23 protein-coding genes are annotated in these 19,498 nt (G+C 36.8%); 12 read left to right on the top strand and 11 right to left on the bottom strand.

The features are described 5' to 3' along the window. Positions 1-64: 64 nt before the first annotated feature. Together HME9304_RS17115 and HME9304_RS17120 are read right to left on the bottom strand one after the other, a co-directional pair. Entirely contained in the window at positions 65-691 is a 627-nt protein-coding gene (locus HME9304_RS17115) for a hypothetical protein (protein ID WP_239023346.1), read from the bottom strand. 63 nt (positions 692-754) lie between these two features. After that, positions 755-1,768 carry a hypothetical protein gene (locus HME9304_RS17120; protein WP_239023347.1) on the bottom strand — a complete coding sequence of 338 codons (1,014 nt, stop codon included), beginning with the start codon at positions 1,766-1,768 and terminating at the stop codon, positions 755-757. A gap of 158 nt (positions 1,769-1,926) precedes the next feature. Between HME9304_RS17120 and HME9304_RS00595 the strand changes: the two genes are divergently transcribed. Further along, positions 1,927-2,526 carry a methyltransferase domain-containing protein gene (locus HME9304_RS00595; protein WP_112376743.1) on the top strand — a complete coding sequence of 200 codons (600 nt, stop codon included), beginning with the start codon at positions 1,927-1,929 and terminating at the stop codon, positions 2,524-2,526. A 4-nt stretch (positions 2,527-2,530) separates the two neighbouring features. Here HME9304_RS00595 and HME9304_RS00600 read toward each other — a convergent pair whose 3' ends face one another. Further along, positions 2,531-3,064 carry a hypothetical protein gene (locus HME9304_RS00600; RefSeq protein WP_112376744.1) on the bottom strand — a complete coding sequence of 178 codons (534 nt, stop codon included), beginning with the start codon at positions 3,062-3,064 and terminating at the stop codon, positions 2,531-2,533. A gap of 178 nt (positions 3,065-3,242) precedes the next feature. Between HME9304_RS00600 and HME9304_RS00605 the strand changes: the two genes are divergently transcribed. From HME9304_RS00605 to HME9304_RS00645, 9 genes are all read left to right on the top strand, one after another. Beyond that, positions 3,243-6,458, top strand: coding sequence for a VPS10 domain-containing protein (locus HME9304_RS00605; protein WP_112376745.1), 3,216 nt, complete (start codon positions 3,243-3,245; stop codon positions 6,456-6,458). Positions 6,459-6,533: 75 nt separating this feature from the next. Next, positions 6,534-7,238, top strand: coding sequence for a DUF2490 domain-containing protein (locus HME9304_RS00610; RefSeq protein WP_112376746.1), 705 nt, complete (start codon positions 6,534-6,536; stop codon positions 7,236-7,238). 77 nt (positions 7,239-7,315) lie between these two features. Further along, a complete protein-coding gene (locus HME9304_RS00615; RefSeq protein ID WP_112376747.1) occupies positions 7,316-8,002 on the top strand; it encodes a fibronectin type III domain-containing protein in 687 nt (228 codons plus the stop codon). A gap of 82 nt (positions 8,003-8,084) precedes the next feature. Beyond that, a complete protein-coding gene (locus HME9304_RS00620) occupies positions 8,085-9,305 on the top strand; it encodes a bifunctional alpha/beta hydrolase/OsmC family protein (RefSeq protein ID WP_112376748.1) in 1,221 nt (406 codons plus the stop codon). A gap of 164 nt (positions 9,306-9,469) precedes the next feature. After that, positions 9,470-9,964 carry a YdeI/OmpD-associated family protein gene (locus tag HME9304_RS00625; RefSeq protein WP_239023348.1) on the top strand — a complete coding sequence of 165 codons (495 nt, stop codon included), beginning with the start codon at positions 9,470-9,472 and terminating at the stop codon, positions 9,962-9,964. A 75-nt stretch (positions 9,965-10,039) separates the two neighbouring features. Then, a complete protein-coding gene (locus tag HME9304_RS00630; RefSeq protein ID WP_112376749.1) occupies positions 10,040-10,639 on the top strand; it encodes a superoxide dismutase family protein in 600 nt (199 codons plus the stop codon). Between the two features lie 61 nt (positions 10,640-10,700). Then, positions 10,701-10,907, top strand: coding sequence for a (4Fe-4S)-binding protein (locus HME9304_RS00635; protein WP_112376750.1), 207 nt, complete (start codon positions 10,701-10,703; stop codon positions 10,905-10,907). 14 nt (positions 10,908-10,921) lie between these two features. Next, positions 10,922-11,221 (top strand): GNAT family N-acetyltransferase, encoded by a 300-nt coding sequence (locus HME9304_RS00640; RefSeq protein ID WP_112376751.1) that lies wholly within the window; start codon positions 10,922-10,924, stop codon positions 11,219-11,221. Positions 11,222-11,322: 101 nt separating this feature from the next. Continuing rightward, positions 11,323-11,799: a nuclear transport factor 2 family protein gene (locus tag HME9304_RS00645; protein ID WP_112376752.1), complete on the top strand. Its 477-nt coding sequence runs from the start codon at positions 11,323-11,325 to the stop codon at positions 11,797-11,799. 32 nt (positions 11,800-11,831) lie between these two features. Here the strand turns inward: HME9304_RS00645 and HME9304_RS00650 are convergent, their stop codons facing one another. Further along, positions 11,832-12,812 carry a CorA family divalent cation transporter gene (locus HME9304_RS00650; RefSeq protein ID WP_112376753.1) on the bottom strand — a complete coding sequence of 327 codons (981 nt, stop codon included), beginning with the start codon at positions 12,810-12,812 and terminating at the stop codon, positions 11,832-11,834. 79 nt (positions 12,813-12,891) lie between these two features. Here HME9304_RS00650 and HME9304_RS00655 point away from each other — a divergent pair, with 79 nt between their 5' ends. Both HME9304_RS00655 and HME9304_RS00660 read left to right on the top strand, forming a co-directional pair. Then, entirely contained in the window at positions 12,892-13,425 is a 534-nt protein-coding gene (locus tag HME9304_RS00655; protein WP_239023352.1) for a mechanosensitive ion channel family protein, read from the top strand. A gap of 110 nt (positions 13,426-13,535) precedes the next feature. Continuing rightward, positions 13,536-14,726, top strand: a complete 1,191-nt coding sequence (locus HME9304_RS00660) for an LETM1-related biofilm-associated protein (RefSeq protein WP_112376755.1) — start codon at positions 13,536-13,538, stop codon at positions 14,724-14,726. 88 nt (positions 14,727-14,814) lie between these two features. Here HME9304_RS00660 and HME9304_RS00665 read toward each other — a convergent pair whose 3' ends face one another. The 7 genes from HME9304_RS00665 to HME9304_RS00700 all read right to left on the bottom strand — a co-directional run bounded on the left by HME9304_RS00665 (position 14,815) and on the right by HME9304_RS00700 (position 19,237). Next, on the bottom strand, positions 14,815-15,570 hold the full coding sequence (locus tag HME9304_RS00665) for a LytR/AlgR family response regulator transcription factor (protein WP_112379680.1): 756 nt from the start codon (positions 15,568-15,570) through the stop codon (positions 14,815-14,817). 5 nt (positions 15,571-15,575) lie between these two features. Further along, positions 15,576-15,920, bottom strand: coding sequence for a 2TM domain-containing protein (locus HME9304_RS00670; RefSeq protein WP_164674696.1), 345 nt, complete (start codon positions 15,918-15,920; stop codon positions 15,576-15,578). A 1-nt stretch (position 15,921) separates the two neighbouring features. Next, positions 15,922-16,239: a 2TM domain-containing protein gene (locus tag HME9304_RS00675; RefSeq protein ID WP_239023353.1), complete on the bottom strand. Its 318-nt coding sequence runs from the start codon at positions 16,237-16,239 to the stop codon at positions 15,922-15,924. Next, the gene (locus HME9304_RS00680; RefSeq protein WP_112376757.1) at positions 16,230-16,532 is read right to left on the bottom strand and encodes a 2TM domain-containing protein; all 303 of its coding nucleotides are present in this window, start codon (positions 16,530-16,532) and stop codon (positions 16,230-16,232) included. Before HME9304_RS00680 ends, HME9304_RS00675 begins: the two co-directional genes overlap by 10 nt. Before the next feature lie 42 nt (positions 16,533-16,574). Beyond that, on the bottom strand, positions 16,575-16,853 hold the full coding sequence (locus HME9304_RS00685) for a 2TM domain-containing protein (protein WP_112376758.1): 279 nt from the start codon (positions 16,851-16,853) through the stop codon (positions 16,575-16,577). A gap of 426 nt (positions 16,854-17,279) precedes the next feature. Continuing rightward, a complete protein-coding gene (locus HME9304_RS00695; RefSeq protein WP_112376760.1) occupies positions 17,280-18,608 on the bottom strand; it encodes a 2TM domain-containing protein in 1,329 nt (442 codons plus the stop codon). Positions 18,609-18,613: 5 nt separating this feature from the next. After that, complete coding sequence (locus tag HME9304_RS00700; RefSeq protein ID WP_112376761.1) at positions 18,614-19,237, bottom strand: hypothetical protein; 624 nt, start codon at positions 19,235-19,237, stop codon at positions 18,614-18,616. Positions 19,238-19,498 lie beyond the last annotated feature (261 nt).

The raw sequence follows: 19,498 nt of genomic DNA on the forward strand, positions 1-19,498 counted from the left end.
CAGAAAGGTAAAATAGCAAAATGCACAACGGGTTAACTCCGTAAACGATTTGGATTAAAAACCATTAATCTTTAAGGATTTTAAGGTGTTGGTCCGAACCCGTCATTTGCCAATGCCCCAAAGAAATTGGAATGTTGCCAATACTGTTCAACCTATCGAAAAAATCTTTTACAATAAACGGCTCATTTTTTGACTCTTGCATTCTAGCAAACTCCGCCAATGCGTTTTCCAATAGATATTTCCCGGTAATGTAACTGGTGCCATATCCAGGTTGGCGCAAATAGAGATGTTGCTCAAAAATCAATAGTTCTTTTTCCGTTTTCATCCAGCCACGGGGCGTATATTCGCTATGGATGCCTCCCGCTTCTTCCATGGTCATTTCGTTGGCATGCGCATACAGTGAACCCAGACCTCTAGCTGCACGTTGGGCAATCATAATATATACAATCTCTTTAGTTCTTGGACTATCATCATATAGACCGGCCTGCATGAACATTTCCTCTACCGCAGTGGCTGTCCCCTCGTTTCTGGAATCAAATATGTTGTACAATAAAGGGCCTTTTCGTATTTCGCTTTTATGGGGTTCCTGTTCCATTCTTGCCAATTCAAACCAATGGTAAAAATGGGAATAAAGTGGTCTTGGGTCATAATGCTCCCCGATCAAGAAAAAATTTCGTTTTTCTTCGGGCACGAATTCCCCCAAATGCTCACGAAGCGCAGTATCAAAATACGGCTTTACCGTTACGATATCTTGCTAGTCCAAAAAGGTGATTAAACTTTTTGCCGCTTCATCCGCCATTTTATTATAAGCCTCAGGCGAGTTGGCAGCGACCAATTGTGGCAAATCCCTGTTTCTGTATTCTTCAAGTTTTAATGCGGTCCAAGCTCGTGCCAGTTCACGCTTCAGTATCATGACCTCGTCATCCCAAGTTAAGGGTACCAAGTGTACATTTTGCAGATACCATGTGTAGTTTTCTTTTCCAATACCGGAAGGGCCTGTTTTTGATTTGGACTTGGATTGCAACCATGCTACAAAATCATCGGTAGCCATTATAGCATTATCGATTATGGATACTAATTGAGAATCATCTTTAACCATATCCTGACTTTTTAAGGCTTGCAATACCTTACTTTGATTTTGAATATCCCGAATCCCCGTAATCCATAAATCCTTGGCGTTTCCTAATAAATTGAGTTTCGCTTGCTCATTCAATATGGGTATGACCTTTAAATCATCCAAAAGTCGGGTTCTTTCCTTTGGGGATAACGGAAAATCATAGGTCCATAATTCTGTGGTTGCATGATGTGTTGGTCCTTCATGTGCGGGAACGTCACTTTTATACGTCCAAACCGATTTGTAAAAAGCGGGGTCACGGACCCAAGGCTTCAGAACACGATGGTTAAAATCGTATCCGTTCATTTCGGCCCAAACCACCATCCAATCCACTTTATTTGCTACGGACCATCCTGTTGTATCGATAGCTTTCAATTTTGATCGTAATTCCTGAAATCCAGGCCAACGTTTTTCAAAAGTTTCTTTGGTATAATCAGGTGCTCCCTCAACAAATGGAGGTTTTTCAAATGTTCTCCATTCTTTGAACAGATCAACTAAATCTGAATATCTATCTGAAGAATAAGGCTGATTTGAATCTTCACCAGCAAGTTCTTTTTCCTCGGTTTTGCAACCATAGAAAAATGATAGGAAAAGGATGAAAAGAATAATTGATCTATTTAAAATGAAACACTTTTTTTTATTGGATAAATTCATCGATGGTGTATATTTTTACCAAAAAAGGTATTATGGGTTTGATTATTTTTCGCTTTTTATCTTCCGATGTAATTTACCATTTATTTCTATTATGAATTCTATTCGTTTGCACTTGAAGCCTTTTGTTTATTTTTAGAACTTGACCCGGATTTTTTTTGATGCAAAAAGAAAATGAACAAAATTATTGGACCCAGCGCTATGAAGAAGAGCGTACTGGTTGGGACATAGGCTATCCATCCACTCCATTGAAGGCCTATATTGACCAACTCACGGATAAGTCCATCAAAATTCTGATTCCCGGTGCAGGAAATGCTTACGAAGCCGAATATTTATGGGAAAGTGGATTCCGTAATCTGTACGTTATGGATATCTCCCCAATTCCGTTGCAAGCCTTTCAAAAAAGAAATCCCAAATTTCCATCGACACAATTGTTACAGGAAAACTTCTTTGACCATCAAGAACAATACGATATCATATTTGAACAAACCTTTTTCTGTTCCTTCGTTCCAACGGATGACAACAGATTTGCTTATGCCGAACAAATGTCCAATTTGCTTAAACCTAATGGAAAATTAGTGGGCGTTTGGTTTGATATTCCACTAGCGGATGATATGGAAAAACGACCTTTTGGGGGTGATAGGTCGCTTTATTTAAAATATTTAACGACCTATCTTAAGCCCATTTCCTTTGAGCGCTGCTACAATTCAATCCCAGCTAGACAGGGAAACGAGCTTTTTGGAATTTTTATGAAAATATAAAAAACTAGACTTTTTTTGGTTTGAACAAACCGATAACCCCTTTTCCCATTTTATACAAGACAAAGAAAAGTAGGCATAACATACTACCAAATACAATGGGAATAATGGCACCAAAAGTTAACGCAGACCCAATGACCCAACCCAACAAAAACTCAGATTTGTATAGTGGAAAAACAAAGGCTAAAATAAGAATCGACCCCATTATATAGTCTATAATATCAATCCCATTTAAAAAACAAATGGATATGATTGTCGATAATAGCGCAGCAATAAAAAACCTAAGTCCCACTTTTTTTAAAGATTCATTTATATTTTCAGTATTGAGACGTTTATGAATACGATACAATAAAAAATAGGTGAAAAAGGGCAATATGATACCTCCCAACCAATTAGGGATGCCAGGTAGGCTATCGTCATGCAGTATGTAATGCGTAGGGATGCCACCATGAAAATAATCCCAGGCCAAATGCACCCAGATTAAAAGTGTAACTAGTAGCGTAATTAAGATTCTGTTTTTTTGATTAAGTGTTTTTTTCATTTTTTGGTTTGATTGATATGTCGATGAGACGCAAATTCCCATGTTTTGTTACCAATAAATTATAAAACCATCCCATTCATAGCTCACAGTTAAAAAAAAATCAACCTATTTCCTTAACAAGCTTTTAAGAAATCACGTTTCCCTTTTATATATCTTTAGCTAACTAATTCAGCCTATAATGAAGCAATTCTACACTATCTTGATGCTATTGGCATCTATCTCCTCCTTATTTGCACAAGAATTTTCCATGGACCTCGTCCAAGACATGAAACCTCGAAACATCGGTCCTGCGGGGATGAGCGGTAGGGTCACTTCGATAGACGTAGTCCATTCCAATCCAGATGTTATGTATGTGGGCACTGCTTCCGGCGGACTTTGGAAATCCAACTCGGGCGGTATAAATTGGGAGCCGATTTTTGATAATGAGGTTACGGCTTCCATAGGTGCGGTCGCCATTCAGCAATCCAACCCCTCTGTAATTTGGGTCGGTACCGGCGAGGGAAATCCAAGAAACAGTCTTAATGGTGGTTACGGCATATATAAATCTTTAGATGGCGGTAAAACATGGAAAAGTATGGGTCTTGAAAATACCCGACACATCCATAGAGTACTAATAGACCCTATGAATTCAGATATTGTTTATGTTGGAGCCATTGGATCTCCATGGGGCGTACACTCGGAGCGTGGCGTGTACAAAACAACGGATGGAGGGGAAACCTGGGAGAAAATCCTCTTTGTGAACAATAAAACAGGGGTTGCAGACCTGATAATGGACCCGACCAATCCCAATAAATTGATTGCAGCGATGTGGGAACACAAAAGAGACCCCTGGTTCTTTAAATCAGGCGGTGAAGGCAGTGGTCTCTATATGACGCACGATGGCGGTACAACATGGAAGGAATTGACAGATGAAGATGGACTCCCAAAAGGAGAACTGGGAAGAATAGGTATTGCCATTGCCAAGAATAAACCCAATGTGGTATATGCTTTGATCGAAGCAAAGAAAAATGCCCTCTATAAATCTGAAGATGGTGGATTTAAATGGGAAAAAGTCAATGATAAAAATGACATCGGAAACCGTCCTTTCTATTATTCAGAAATCTATGTCGACCCACAAAATGAAAACAGGGTCTACTCTATCTTTACTTTTGTGAACGTTTCGGAAGATGGGGGTAAAAATTTTAAGCAGTTGATGAATGCATACGGAAGCGATGTAACCAATGGTGTACATCCTGACCATCATGCTTTTTGGATTCATCCCCAAAATGGCCAATTCTTAATTGATGGGAACGATGGGGGAATGAATATTTCCAAAGATGGCGGTAAAACATGGCGGTTTATTGGAAACCTGCCTGTAGCACAATTCTACCACATTAACGTAGATAACGAATATCCCTATAACGTATACGGAGGTATGCAAGATAACGGTTCTTGGAGAGGCCCTGCCTACGTTTGGAAAACTCAAGGTATACGAAACAGTTATTGGCAAGAAATCGCTTTTGGCGATGGTTTTGATGTTGTACCCGATTTGGACGATAATCAATTTGGCTACGCTATGAGCCAGCAAGGGTATGTTTCGCGCTACGACTGGAAAACCGGAAACAATTATATTGTGCGCCCTACCCCGCCCGATGCGGAAACAAAGCTTCGATTTAATTGGAACGCTGGTATTGGACAAGACCCATTTGATAATAGCACCGTTTATTTTGGAAGTCAATTTGTGCACAGATCCACAGATAAAGGATTGACATGGGAAGTAATATCCCCAGATTTGACTACCAATGACAAAGAGAAACAAAAACAAAGTGAAAGTGGTGGATTGACCATGGATGCCACAGGAGCCGAAAATCATACTACCATTCTTGTAATTGAACCTTCCCCAGTTGAAAAAGATATGCTTTGGGTAGGCACGGACGATGGCCGCGTACATTTTACCCAAAATGGTGGTACAAGCTGGACGGAGGTCACGGAAAATATTAAAGGACTACCCAAAGGAAGTTGGATTCCACAAATTAAGGCCTCCAAAAACAACAAGGGAGAGGCACTTTTGATTGCAAACGACTACAGAAGATTTAATTACACCCCGTATGCGTATCGCACCAAAAACTATGGTAAAACCTGGGCTCGAATTGTAGATGGTGATGATGTGGAAAGCTATACACTATCAATAGTCGAAGATTCTGAAAACCCGAACCTTTTGTTTTTAGGAACCGATGATGGCCTTTACATTTCATTAAATGCAGGTGAAACATGGCAAAAATGGACTGAAGGTTTTCCAACTGTTTCTACCAAGGATTTGGTTATCCATCCGAGGGAAAACGATTTGGTCATCGGTACATTTGGGCGTGCAGCATGGGTTTTGGACGATATTCGTCCTCTACGCACTTTGGCAAAAAACCCATCAATCCTTCAAAAGGAAATCAGTCTTTTTGATAGTCCCGATGCCTATTTAGCCGCCTACCAACAACCTACGGGAAGTCGTTTTGGTGGGGACGCACTCTATAACGCCGAAAATCGAAAGTACGGTGCAATGATCACTTATTATTTGAAAGAAGTTGAACAACCCAAAAAAGAAGACGATACCGACGAGAAAAAAGATGAGGAAGTAAAAGAAATTGAGGATAATGAGGAAAAAACAAAAGACTCCATTGTTTTCAAATTCTTTGATGGGGATAGATTGGTACGAACATTAAAATATAGAACTCCCAAAAAAGCTGGCTTTCACCGGATTTACTGGAGTCTTGATGAAAAAGGTCCGGACAGGCCGTCAAGAAAAATCAGTAAGGATAAAAAAGAAACTGGCGGTGTGGAGGTAAAACCTGGGATTTACAAAGTTATTATGCACTATGGGGAACTCATGGATTCTACGAACATAAGCGTGAAATTGGACCCAAGGTTAACGTTTTCCACCACTGCCATTGACCAAGTATACGAAACAGGTAAAAAGTTGGAAAACTACACCCAAAAAGCGGCCGATGCCGTAAAACAACTTAACGAAAGTAAGGATTTGGCCAATAAATTTGTGAAAGAACTTAAAGAAATGGACAAGGAAAAGTACAAGGCACAGATAAAATCCTCCAAAGACATTGTAAAACAAATAGATTCGATCATTGCCCTTTATATAGGCAAAGACGATAAGCGCCAAGGAATAACCCGAAATCCTGAAATTACGGTAATGCAACGTATCGATGTTGCAAGTAGATATGTAAATACCCGTAAAACAGGAATGACCAAAACAGAGAACAATCTTATCAAATTTGCAGAAGAAGAACTGAATTCCGCCCTTAAAAAGACCAATTCTTTCTTTAGCACTGATTGGAAAGCCTATCGGGAAAGTATTGAGGCATTGGATGTATCACCGTTCAAGCAAATTCAAACTTTTACCATAAAATAAATCATCATTTATTCCAACAGTTAGGTCTATAATTTTAAAGTGGTTAATTTGATTCTAATCGGTAATGTTATTTCTATGAAAAGACTTTTTTTGCTAATTGCAATAAGTATTTCCCCTTTTGTATATGGACAAGAAACCGGCGAAGAAGAACTAGGTGCATGGTATATGTACTTTGGCATGAACAGAATTTCAGAAAAACTGAGCATACATACCGAAGCACAATTTCGATACTATGAGACTACCGCTAACTTTAATCAACTGTTACTACGAACAGGACTGAATTATCATATTAACGAAAATGCAATCTTAACTGGAGGTTATGCTTATATAGATACCGATCCCACATTCAGGGGACCAGATGAATCTTTGGGGGACAATGCAATAGGGAACAACACGCTTCTGGAACATCGAATCTTTGAACAGTTGATTTTAAGAAATAAGGTCTGGGAATTACTTTTTGAACATCGCTATAGGTTGGAGCAACGTTTTTTGGAAAATAGGGATTTAAACGATTCCTTTACCGAACACCGTGCCAGATATAGATTACAGGTCACGTTACCATTGACAGATACCTTTTTCCTCAATTTTTATGACGAGGTGTTCATTAATCTTCAAAACGATATTTTTAATCAAAATCGATTGTATTTTGCAGGCGGGGTAAATGTTACGCATAACAGCAATGTACAGATAGGTTATTTAAAAAATCATTTTAGCAATACAGTGTTCGATCGTCTTCAGATAGGTTTCTTCTTTAACCCTGATTTACGAAAAAGGAAATAAAGAAATTTCACCATTGCATATTTTGTCATTCTTGATACTATAGTCTAGAAGGCTACGTTTTTTATCAAAATCAATTTATGAAAACATATCTCTTTACATTTTTTTTCCTGTTTGGTTTGGGTTTACTTATGGCCCAACAGATTACGGACGAACAAGTCGATAAACTACTCGAAAAACCTAAAAATCTTAATGGTACAATAATCGAGAAAGAGAATAAACGGTATGTACGGTTAACATGGGGAGAAGAACCTCATGAAGATATAGCAGGGCTTGAGTATTTGTTATATGTTGCTGGAATTGGCAAGGAATTAGCACTTCAAGCATCGATTGATATAAAGAGAAATACTTATGATTATTTAACTCCCAACAGATTTGGAAAATTATATCAATTTCAAGTTCAAGCACGTTACGAAAAACAATATTCTTTTGAAAAGTCTCCAATAAGTGACACCCTATCCATTTATGTCCCTTCAAAAGAACTACCAACAACCAGTGTTTGGCCCATATCATTGAACGGTTCAAAGATCACATTAAACTGGAAATACAGCAATTTAATTGATGATTTAGCGGGTTTTCGTTTATATGAGAACGGTGAACTTATACTTTCTGAAAAAGAACTAACAGCAGATAGTAGAAGATGGGAGTCCAGTGATTTGCCACCAGGAAAATATGAATACCAAATTGAAGCTGTTTCAAAGTATACTATCAAAAGTGAGCTTTCAATACCAAGGCTTTTTAACATAAAAGCTGATTCATCAAATTAACTTTCAAATTTTAAAATCGATATTGTAACTTGATAAGGTTCTATAAATATTTCGACTTAATCGAATATTGAAAACTATTATCATGAGCTTACAAAAAATCACATTCACCAATAAAGAAGGGCAACAACTTGTAGGCCGCTTAGAATTTCCCGCAGACAGGCATCCACATAATTATGCTTTATTTGCCCATTGTTTTACCTGTACCAAGAACCTTTCTGCCGTTAAGAATATCAGTAAAGCATTGACCGCAAATGGTTTTGCAGTGCTTCGGTTCGATTTTACGGGACTTGGGGAAAGTGATGGCGATTTTGCGGACACCAACTTTTCTGGCAATGTAGAGGATTTGGTAGCCGCAGCAGATTTTCTAAGAGAAAACTATGAATCCCCGTCACTGCTTATTGGACATTCTTTAGGGGGTGCCGCGGTTATCTTTGCTGCAACTGAAATAGAATCTGTTGATGCCATAGCAACTGTGGGTGCGCCTTCAAACCCAAAACATGTAAAACATCTTTTTAAAAGTGGATTGGAAGAAATTAACGCCAATGGAGAAGCGGTCGTCAATTTAAGCGGTCGCGACTTTAAAATCAAAAAGCAATTTGTAGATGACCTAGACACCAAATCGCTTCCTGAAACCGCAAAATCACTACGAAAGCCCTTGCTCATTATGCATTCGCCACAAGACGATACCGTAAGCATAAAAAATGCAGAAGAAATTTATGTTGCGGCCCATCATCCCAAAAGTTTTGTATCACTGGACGGGGCAGACCATTTGCTTTTTGACAAAAAAGATTCCACTTATGTGGGTAAAGTTATATCTGGATGGGCAAATAGATATCTGTCCATAGAAGCGCCAGTTGATGAAAGTTTAAGAACAAAACATCAGGTTGTGGCAAGTTTGGATGGTGAAGATTATTTTACTACACAAATGAAAGTAGGCAATCATTATATGATTGCTGATGAGCCCAAGGAATATAATGGAAATGATTTTGGTCCTTCTCCATATGAATTGGTTTCTGCGGGATTATCGGCATGTACTGCAATGACCATTCAAATGTATGCCAGAAGAAAGGGGTGGCCCGTTGATAATGTAAAAGTTCATACTTCCTATAGCAAATCCCACGCCGAGGATTGTGAAAATTGCGAAGATGACACTGCTAAAATCGATACGTTTCAACGGGAAATTAAACTCGCTGGGGATCTTGACGAAAAACAAAGAGCAAAGATTATGGAAATCGCAGATAAGTGCCCAGTCCATAGAACCCTGCACAGTAAGACACAGATTTTGACCAAATTGATTGACTAAAGTCCGTCATTCTGTACTTCCTGCCCGATAGGTAGACGGGGTTTCAGAATCCCATAGTGGTGTAAATCAAAAAAATCAAGTGAGACCCTGAAATATAATCAGGGTGACGTATTATCTTTATTAAAATAATCGTAAATCTCCATTTAAAATTAAGGGTACGCTAAATGCAAAGTCCAAGTTTTGAAGTAAGCATCGGAAAGAACGCGAACGGCATGCACTTGATTGCCATTCCATTTGAAATTGCCAAGCCCTTTGTTGAAAAAAAACATAAACGTGTTAGGGTCGTGGCATGTTTTGAAGATAAATCCATAGAAATTTATGCTGCGCTATTGAAAAGAAAAGGTGCTTACCTTATCATGTTCGGGAAGAAAAATCAAAAGGCACTGGGCCTTTTCCTAAACGATTATTTTCAACTTCAACTTTTTGAAGATACCTCTAAATATGGAGTAGCCGTCCCTGAAGAGTTTGATGCGGTCATGCTGAGTGATTATGATGCCTATACTATATTTGAAAGCCTTACGGATGGTAAGAAACGAGGTATAATTTACATGATAACCCGTTATAAAAACTCTCAGACCAAAATAGACAAAACACTTTTGCTGTGCGAAAACCTTAAAAGGGGTATTCGTGACAATAGGGAATTATTAAAAGAATTCTGAAACTACGCTAAAAGAAAACTGTTGATACCTCCTTAAATAATCAGTAACTTTAGGCAAATCCTAAAAACATTTATCATGAAAAAAATAATTGCATTTCCTTTGGGAATTATATTGTTTACAGCATTTAGCTGCAAAGACGTAAAAAAGGAATCTGATGAAGCAGCGGAAGAAGTTGAAGAAACTGTGGATGTCACAGCTGACGAAGTCAAGGAAACGGCTATGGCCAAAACCATAAACTTCCAACTGGAGCCTAAAAGCGATAGTAATGTCAATGGCGAGGTCAGTTTTACAGAAGATAATGGAAACGTAGTCATGAAAGCTTCTTTGTCCGGGCTAACCCCTGGTGAACATGCCATACATATTCATGAAAAGGCAGATTGTTCTTCTGCGGATGGAAAATCGACAGGGGGACATTGGAACCCTACTTTTCAACCACATGCAAAATGGGGTGCCGAAGGCGGATATCACAAAGGGGATATCGGTAATTTCGTAGCCGATTCCGAAGGCAATGCTTCTGTTGATTTTGCAACCAATGAATGGTGCATAGATTGTGATGACGAAACCAAAAACATAGTTGGCAAAGCAATTATCGTACACCAAGGTGTTGACGATTTTACTTCTCAGCCAAGTGGTGCAGCAGGTGCAAGAATAGCCTGTACGGGAATAATTCAATAACGTTTTAAATTGAGCCGCTATTCATGTAGCGGCTCTTCTTTAATGCAAATTGTATTTGAATATGGAAATTATCAAAGAATATTCCAATGGCGAGGTTACCGTGGTATGGAAACCAAAACTATGTGAACATGCGGGCATCTGTGTAAAAATGCTGCCCGAAGTTTACAATCCTAAAGAAAAACCATGGATCAAGGTTGAGAATGCGAGTACCGAAGCATTAAAGAATCAAATTGACCAGTGTCCATCAGGGGCTCTGGGCTACTATTAATACATATTTGAACAATGGAATCCCAATATCAACTAGTAAACAACGAGGAAGCCAAGCAATTTCAATTTAAGCTTGATGAGTCCGTGGCTAAAATTGAGTATATCAAAGCAAAGGAAAAAATCTATCTAACCCACACCGAAGTGCCCAAGGGATTTGAAGGTAAAGGTGTGGGAACCGAGTTGATAAAACAAAGCTTGGAATACATAAAGAAGAAGGATCTAACATTGGTTCCGCTATGTCCATTCGTAGCCATGTACATAAAAAGGAACCCCAAGTGGAAAAGCCTTGTCCTGAAGGGAATCAATATAGCTTAAGTGTCCCCTTCAATTCTTGATATGGTAAACTTCAACTGTACCTAAACTAATTTGATTCAGAAACCATAAATCGGTTATCAACTATCCCTAATTAAATTAAAATGCGATTATCTATTTTTTTAGGTTGGACATTTTTTATAGCAATATTATTGTGTTGTTCATGTGAAACTGAGCCACAACAACTTACCCAAAAGCAAAAAGATGAACTAAAATTGGTTATCGATAAATTCAATGCTGCTTTTGCAAACAGTGATATCGAAATTATTGACTCATTGATAGTTGAAAATTATGTGCATACCAATGGTAGTTCCAAAGCTATTGACAGAAAAAAGTGGTTCAATTATCTAGACTCTAGAAATGGGGATATAGCATCGGGGCGTTTAAAAATCAACAGCTATAAGATGGAAAATATTCAGTTCGAGTTTTTTGGTAAAACATCAGTAGTTACAGCAAAGGTCAGTACTTCAATAGATAAAAACGGTGAAATAAAGAAAAGTGAATACAGGGTTACCAACTTGTGGACTTATACTGACACTGGATGGAAACGAGCGGCATTCCACGATGGAAAAATCAAATAGAAAAATAATTTGATATTTAGGGATATCAAAAATCAGAACCACTTTTTATACTTAAAAATTAAAATGGATATGAGCGTTACGAGCAACATAACACCCAAAAGGATAAAATAGCCATATTTAAAACGCAATTCAGGAATGTTTTCAAAGTTCATCCCATAAATTCCCGCCATAAAGGTCAGAGGGATAAAAATGACCGAAAAAATCGTCAAGGTTTTCATGACTTGGTTAAGACGGTGACCTTGAATGTTGAAAAGTAGATTTACTTTACTGTCCAATTCGTTTATATCGGAATCAATATCGTTTAAAAGTCCATTTATTTGCTCGCGCAAATCACTGAAATACTTTGACCTGATGCCTTTTATTTGCAATCTTTCCAGCTTCACCATAATATCCCTTAATCCGTAAGAAGATTTTTTAAATTGAATGGTCAGTTGTTTCTGCTCTTCTATTTTAAGCATAAATTCTGGCGTAGGTTCAAGCTTTGTATTGGCAGAAAACATCTCTTCCATAACATCAAAACCGTTGTATTTTTCTTTATAATTGGAAATAATCGTCTCCAGTATAAAATATAACAGGTAATCCGCTCTTTTCTTACGGATGATACCTTTATTGTTAGCAATTCTATCACGAATCCAATCAAAATGGTCCCCAACCTTTTCTTGAATGCACCACACAAAATCTTCCGCCACTACAAAAAACATTTGCTCTGTCTCTATGGTGTTGTTTTCGGTTTTTATGATCTTGGCCGTGATAAACAATTGATTCTCCAATTCAATCACCTTGCTACCATGACTTTTCCCAATAAGTAATCTTAAGAGAAAATCGTCCATGTTATTTGCTAAAACCATTTCCCTAAAATCTTCCATAAAATCAAAACCGTAGGTATTTACCCATGTTACGGTCTTATCGTTCTTGGAGAGTATCATATCTTTCTCAATGGAAAACTGTCTGCTGTAGTAGTCCATAGCAGAATAATTGATTACAGTTGTATTATTTTCAAAATCTTTCGTCATTTGCAGAAAAATAAAAACGATTGCTTTTAGTTTAGAGGAATAAGTTAAATCAAATAATTAATATTACGCTATGGTGGATATGATGACAGTTAAAACTGAAATACTTATTACAATAATTTCATTGGTGGTTATTTTTGGTTTGAACTCACTTAACAAAAGGGCCATACGTAGATTTGGCAGGACAAGTTCCATAGATATGAACAACAGAAAGATTATTTTCTATCTGAGCAACTTGTTCTTTTACGGTCTGGCAGTGGTGATAATTACCCTAATTTGGGGTGTGAACATTCAGGAGTTTTCGGTTTTTATATCATCTATATTGGCAATTTTAGGTATTGGCTTTGTCGCGCAATGGTCTATTTTGTCCAATTTAACGGCTAGTGTCATCCTTTTTTTTAGTCACCCTTTGCGCTTGGGCGATAAAGTTAGGGTAATGGATAAAGATTTTGACTGGACAGGGAAAGTAGAAGATATAAGTGGCTTTTATCTTTTTATGCGCACTGATGATGGCAGGAGAATTTCCATACCCACAAACCTGGTAATGCAGAAAGGCATTGAAATCATTCAACAAAATGAGGAAATAGTTTTGGATAATGATAAAATTGAGTCTTAGGTAGGAGGTCCACAGCATTTACCTTAAATTACGATTTTTCTTACTTATAGTTCTTACCGTTTCATCAAAGTCCTATATTTTGTGTTAATTTGACAGGTAAACAAAAATTAATGAATCCCTCATCTTCTGGCTGGATCAATAAGTTTGGACATCTAGTAAATAAAGAAAATCTACATTTTAAGGATTTTGAGAGCCTCTATACACAGCTTAAAGCCAATGGCTTTATCTATGGTGTCCATTTGGACATTCCTTCTTTTATTCCTGTGGAGCATAAATTGACAGAGGATGAAATAGCAAAAATAAATTTGTTGACCGCGCTCTACTTTACCTTCAGATTTGAAAAAAATGAAATTGATTTTGATGTTTTTGTAAATACTGTTTTTACTTATTATCAGTCATTGGACGTGGGCAAGGTATCTTTTTTAAATAAGATATTGACCGGCAAACAAACTAAATCCCAATTGGAAAAGCTCATTGATTCTAGAATCTATTTGGGCAATAATACGTTTAACCGAGCTTTTGGCAACAGCCTGACCAATTCATTGCTCTATGTGGATGTTTTGATATTTAGAATATATCTTAAAAATCATAAGCCCGTAAGGCAGCATGCACAATTATTGGAATATATAACCATAAACATTGCATACCATACTTTAAATTCTAAAGAAACCAATAAAAAAGATGTGAAGCTTGTACAGATTTTGGCCTCTTCTTTAACTTATATCAATTTAGAAGAAGCTGATTTTGATGGAAACTACAGAGGCTTGCTAAAGCATAATTTTACCGATTATGAAAAGAATTTCTTTTTGGATATTGCATGCTTGACCTTATGGGAGGATGGCTCATTGGAACATACTGAATCTGACTATATTTTTGGTCTTGGAAAAGATTTGGGGAGAACAGAAATCGAAGTAAAAGCTGCCTTGGATTTTGTCATGGATTTCTTTGAAAAAAATCTAGAAAAAGCCACCTATTTAAACGATAAGAATTTGGCATTTCAGTTCTATGAAGGGATGTCCAAAAACGTAAGTAAATTAATTTTACGGAACAGCAAAAGACTAAAAAAAGAACTTACGGAAAGTAAAGAGCTTCTGTCCCTTTTGTCAAAATCCACGGTAAGGGAATTGAGTAAGGAAGAAAAGAAAAAAGTACAAAAACACCTCTTGGATACTTTTAAGACTATCCCGTCTTTGGCTATTTTTATGTTACCTGGAGGAGCTGTTCTATTACCAATTTTTATAAAATTAATCCCTAAATTGTTACCCTCTGCATTTGATGACAATCGGATTGAAAAAAGCTAGTTTTTTATAGAAAAAAGCTACTATAAGAAAAATCTATATAGATTTTTAATACTATTTAAATATTTGAAATCCATTAAATTACATAATTTCATTCTAACCAAAGCTTAAAGTCCTTTACGCGTTCACGGCTTACTATGATTTCTTTCTCATTGAAGCGGTTCAACTTGATTTTTAACCTAGAATTTGTATATGAAATGATATCATTGATATGGTTGATATTCACATAGAACTTTCGGCTCACTCTGAAAAATATTTTTGGCGATAGTTCCTCTTCCAAATTTTCAAGTGTGGTATCCAATAGGTAATTTCTTCCTTCGGATGTTGCAGCGTAGGTACCTTTGTTTTCACTATAAAAACATTCAACGTCATCGGCATTGATAATTTTCAAATGCTGCCCTACCTTTACCGTGAAACGTTTTTTAAATTCACGTTCAAGCGGATTGACCAATAGGTTTTTTATATCGTTGAAATCAACAGAAATTTTTTGTGATAAAGGCTTAAAATCCCTATACTTTTTCACGGCACTTTCCAATTCTTCATCATCAATCGGTTTTAGTAGATAATCAATACTATTTAATTTAAATGCCTGCAGTGCGTATTCGTCATAAGCGGTAGTAAAAATGATGGCACTTTTAACTTCAATAGTTTCGAATATCTCGAAAGAAAGACCGTCAGAAAGTTGAATATCCAAAAAAATAAGATCTGGGTGTGAATTGTTTTGAAACCATTCAATCGATTCATCCACCGAATGCAACATGGTGGAAACCTCAACATCCAGTTCTGAAAGTAATCTGTTCAATCTCCTTGCTGCTGGTTTTTCGTCTTCAATAATGATTACATTCATCTTATTCATTTAAAATTTTTGTTTTGGCCGCTTGCGCCCTCTTCCTTTTGCATATATTTTTGTATCTGCTTAGTTTCCCATTTTTCAATCATAGGGTTACTATAGACCCTTATACTGTGAACGACCAAAATAACTCCCCAAAAAATAGGCGTGGACAGTATATCCCAGCTTAACAAACTTCCTATAGTTACACCGCCGGATGCAATATTTTCAAAAATGTCAAGATAATAAGCCTTTATTGCGAACAATATTATATTGATAATTATATAAACAGTTATATGGGAATACAAACTTTTTAGTTGTGACACCCTTTTCTTTGCCCGCTCTCTGTTAGTATATACCTGTTTCACGTTATTTATATTTATCCATTTCCCTTTTATCCTCTTCAATGTACTTCTGAATTTGGCGTTCCTCCCATTTCTTATTGAAAAATGGATTAAAATTAAAGGTCCTTGCGGCATGAAACACCACTCCTATTCCCCATCCAAAAAGGGTAAAGAAATGGCCCCATTCCCAAAAGTTATCAGTGTTCAAGTAGATATTTACAAGAATAAATGCGTTTACTGCTACATAAACGGCCAAATGAATGTAAAACCCCTTTAACTTCTCAATCTGTCTCTTTGCCCTTTTAAATTTTTCTTGATTGTACAACTCCATAATTATCTCCATTTTTCGTTTTTTTCTTCATTTTGCATAAACTGCTTTATTTTGCGCTCTTCCCAACTTTTTCCAAAAAATGGGTTAAGGTTAAAAGTCCCAATGGCATGAAAAAAGACTCCTATTCCCCATCCAAAAGCCGCCCATAAGAACCACGCATATCTAAATCCGTTGGTTAGGTAATTAATTAATGCCAGTGCTGAAATTACTAGTATGTAGGTACAGAGATTGGCATAAAATTTTTTTAATTGCCCTACCCTTTCTTTGGCCTTTAGATATTTACTTTCCTTATTTAAATTTTCCATTATATTTTTTTGGTTAGATGTATAGTTAAATATACTGAAACATCAGAGTTTGTTGGTGGTCATAAATTCATTGATTTTACGTTCTTCCCAGTCTCTTCCTAAGATAGGGTTGTATCCATAAGCTTTCATCCATAGTCCCATTAATCCTATTCCCCAGCCCAAGGCAGGGAAAAGAAACCATAGGAAACCGGTGGTTCTGTAATTGATATAAGCCAAAATGGAAATGACAAGGCAATAAATGAAAAGATTGGAATAAAAAGATTTGATGCCATTAACTTTCTCTTTTGCTTTTGTGTATTTGTATTCATTGAAATCTTTCATAATGGTATTTTTTTAGTTGTTAATACATTTTTAATTACAAACCAAACTTCGGCATATATTGGGAAAAGCGAGAAAGTAGATTCCCGAACTGTTGATTTTATTGGATGGATTGTTGGAAAAGGGTCAAGGGTCAAGGGTCAAGGGTCAAGGGTCAAGGGTCAAGGGTCAAGGGTCAAGGGTCAAGGGTCAAGGGTCAAGGGTCAAGGGTCAAGAAAAATATTATTTACCATTCAAAATAAAATTGAGCTTGAATTTGAACTTAGAATTTGAGCTTGTATTTGGAGTAAGGGCTTGGGGCTTAGGGCTTAGGGCTTAGGGCTTAGGGCTTAGGGCTTAGGGCTTAGGGCTTAGGAAATTTAAATAAAAAGAACTAAAAGTTGTAAATAGTCACCCGTCATCTGTCATCTGTCATCCGTAAACCAAAAACTAAAACTCGTCCTTGTCCATCAGTTCTTGAATTTTACGCTCTTCCCAGCGTTTTCCCCAAAGTGGATTATATCCATAGGCTTCCATACCATGTGCCAAAACACCAAATCCCCAACCAATTGTTGGGAACAGCGCCCATAGAAAATCTGTAGTCCTTAGGTTAAGCCACCATAAACATGGAATAACCACGCAATACGTCATCAAATTACTGTAAAAAGACTTAACTGCATCTACCTTTTCCTTTGCCTTTATATACCTCTTTTCGGCAATATGGCTTTGTTGGGTTTCAACAACGGAAAGTTTTTCCGTGAGGATAGGAATAGCTACACTAAAATTGGATGCTGTTTTGTCAATAAAAACTTGTCTATCGGTTAAAATCTCATAACGCTGTTGTATATTTTGCAGACCCACACCACTACTCTTTTTAACGACCTGTTTTTCTTGAAGGTTATTGCTCACAATCAACATTCCTGATTCTTCTTTTACAGTTATATGTAATGGTTTCGCCGAGGTTACCACATTGTGCTTTACTGCATTTTCCAATAATAACTGTAATGATAGTGGTACTATTCGCGAGTCAGGAATAATCGATTTATCAGGTATGCTAAAGACGATACTATCTTCAAACCTCATTTTTAATAACCTAACATAAGTACGGGCAAAATTTAGTTCTTCATCCACAGTAACCAAATCCTTGTTTTTCTGCTCAAGAACATAACGGTATACTTTTGAAAGGGAAGTCGTAAATTTTTGGGCTTGGTGCGGGTCCTCTTCAATAAGACTGGTCAATACATTAAGACTGTTGAACAAAAAATGGGGATCCAATTGATTTTTTAGCGCATCAAAACGTGCAGAGGCAGTACCAGCTATAATTTTCTGCTCCTTTAATTGTTTTTCCTTGTAGAATCTATAATAGAAAACGCTATAGAAGATGAATACCACCACCATAGAAATAGTGAATGATATGTAATAATAATCTGGACGCTCACCCGCCAAAAATGCCTCCAATGGAACATCATTCACGAAAACATTAAGCGTTAAACGTGAAAGAAAAATTCCAAATACAGAAGCTACAATGTTTCCTAGAATTCCGTAAGCAATGTACTTTTTAGTGTACAATTGTCTACTAAATTTTTTGCGTAGTACAATAAAAACATAGGCATTGCATAAGTATATGATTATGGAAAAGGTCATGTTCTCCAAAAAACTTACCCAAAACTCTTCTAAAGTAAATACCTGCCCATTGGCATAATAAATGATTAAGAGAACAATGAATATTGCAACCCCTACCAAAAATGCTTTAAAAAACTCTTTGAAAAAGCGAGGCATATTAGTTATATTTTACAGCTGGCAAGAACCTCTTCAGCTCTTTTCTTTCCCCACTTCGGATAAAATGGGATTTCAGATTTAAAGGTAACAAAAAGTTCCAAGGCCTTTTCAACATCTTTGCAGTAAGGTGATGTATCCTTGCCAAAAAATCTGGCACTTCCCATGTCCCATTCTGCTTTGGAAAGTATTACTCTGGGATTTTCTGGGGCTATTCCCATCGCTTTGTTATATAGTTGTGTGTTCTTTCCAGAAAGTTTCATCCCATACGTTGCACCATCATATGAAATCCAAGCTGTGTTTATCATCGCCTCTTGCACCAAAAGTTCTGGATTATCTGGTGAAATGGCTTTTGCAAGGTCTGAATACTCTTTCGCTTTTTCCAACTTTTGCGACAATTCTTCTAGGTCTTTTTCTCCAAAGGAAGAAAGTGTATTGATTTGTGCTACATAATAAGGCGGAAGCCATTTATTGGGCTCTGCCATCGCAATGCGCTCAAAAAGATTGGATGCCTCTGTCGTTTTGTTGTTCTTCCAAAGTTCAAAAGCTTTTTCCATTCCTTTGGTATACTGATCTTGTGCATTGATACTTCCAATTAACAATAAGACTAAAATTTTCGCCAACGTTTGCATAACTGTTCGTTTTTTGATTATTATTCCCCAAATTTGGAAATATGCACATTATTCAAATAAAAAGTATTACCGAACTGTAGCTTTTCTGAGATGAATTGTATTCAACGTAAATTTTATTTTACAATCAATTTCTATCATCCATAAGTTTTACAGTTTAATCAAATTATAATAGGATTTATGTTGCAGTTTTAGGAAGTATAGTTTCTTTGATGTTTCTTGATTTCGTTTTCAAATCGATTGAATATGTATCTTTATCATTGT

The organism is Flagellimonas maritima, from assembly GCF_003269425.1.
GTDB lineage: Bacteria > Bacteroidota > Bacteroidia > Flavobacteriales > Flavobacteriaceae > Flagellimonas > Flagellimonas maritima.

Excerpts from the sequence above, each read along its gene's own strand:
- HME9304_RS17120 (WP_239023347.1), bottom strand. The coding sequence starts at position 1,768 with ATGAATTTATCCAATAAAAAAAAGTGTTTCATTTTAAATAGATCAATT.
- HME9304_RS00595 (WP_112376743.1), top strand. The coding sequence starts at position 1,927 with ATGCAAAAAGAAAATGAACAAAATTATTGGACCCAGCGCTATGAAGAA.
- HME9304_RS00600 (WP_112376744.1), bottom strand. The coding sequence starts at position 3,064 with ATGAAAAAAACACTTAATCAAAAAAACAGAATCTTAATTACGCTACTA.
- HME9304_RS00605 (WP_112376745.1), top strand. The coding sequence starts at position 3,243 with ATGAAGCAATTCTACACTATCTTGATGCTATTGGCATCTATCTCCTCC.
- HME9304_RS00610 (WP_112376746.1), top strand. The coding sequence starts at position 6,534 with ATGAAAAGACTTTTTTTGCTAATTGCAATAAGTATTTCCCCTTTTGTA.
- HME9304_RS00615 (WP_112376747.1), top strand. The coding sequence starts at position 7,316 with ATGAAAACATATCTCTTTACATTTTTTTTCCTGTTTGGTTTGGGTTTA.
- HME9304_RS00620 (WP_112376748.1), top strand. The coding sequence starts at position 8,085 with ATGAGCTTACAAAAAATCACATTCACCAATAAAGAAGGGCAACAACTT.
- HME9304_RS00625 (WP_239023348.1), top strand. The coding sequence starts at position 9,470 with ATGCAAAGTCCAAGTTTTGAAGTAAGCATCGGAAAGAACGCGAACGGC.
- HME9304_RS00630 (WP_112376749.1), top strand. The coding sequence starts at position 10,040 with ATGAAAAAAATAATTGCATTTCCTTTGGGAATTATATTGTTTACAGCA.
- HME9304_RS00635 (WP_112376750.1), top strand. The coding sequence starts at position 10,701 with ATGGAAATTATCAAAGAATATTCCAATGGCGAGGTTACCGTGGTATGG.
- HME9304_RS00640 (WP_112376751.1), top strand. The coding sequence starts at position 10,922 with ATGGAATCCCAATATCAACTAGTAAACAACGAGGAAGCCAAGCAATTT.
- HME9304_RS00645 (WP_112376752.1), top strand. The coding sequence starts at position 11,323 with ATGCGATTATCTATTTTTTTAGGTTGGACATTTTTTATAGCAATATTA.
- HME9304_RS00650 (WP_112376753.1), bottom strand. The coding sequence starts at position 12,812 with ATGACGAAAGATTTTGAAAATAATACAACTGTAATCAATTATTCTGCT.
- HME9304_RS00655 (WP_239023352.1), top strand. The coding sequence starts at position 12,892 with ATGATGACAGTTAAAACTGAAATACTTATTACAATAATTTCATTGGTG.
- HME9304_RS00660 (WP_112376755.1), top strand. The coding sequence starts at position 13,536 with ATGAATCCCTCATCTTCTGGCTGGATCAATAAGTTTGGACATCTAGTA.
- HME9304_RS00665 (WP_112379680.1), bottom strand. The coding sequence starts at position 15,570 with ATGAATGTAATCATTATTGAAGACGAAAAACCAGCAGCAAGGAGATTG.
- HME9304_RS00675 (WP_239023353.1), bottom strand. The coding sequence starts at position 16,239 with ATGGAGATAATTATGGAGTTGTACAATCAAGAAAAATTTAAAAGGGCA.
- HME9304_RS00680 (WP_112376757.1), bottom strand. The coding sequence starts at position 16,532 with ATGGAAAATTTAAATAAGGAAAGTAAATATCTAAAGGCCAAAGAAAGG.
- HME9304_RS00685 (WP_112376758.1), bottom strand. The coding sequence starts at position 16,853 with ATGAAAGATTTCAATGAATACAAATACACAAAAGCAAAAGAGAAAGTT.
- HME9304_RS00695 (WP_112376760.1), bottom strand. The coding sequence starts at position 18,608 with ATGCCTCGCTTTTTCAAAGAGTTTTTTAAAGCATTTTTGGTAGGGGTT.
- HME9304_RS00700 (WP_112376761.1), bottom strand. The coding sequence starts at position 19,237 with ATGCAAACGTTGGCGAAAATTTTAGTCTTATTGTTAATTGGAAGTATC.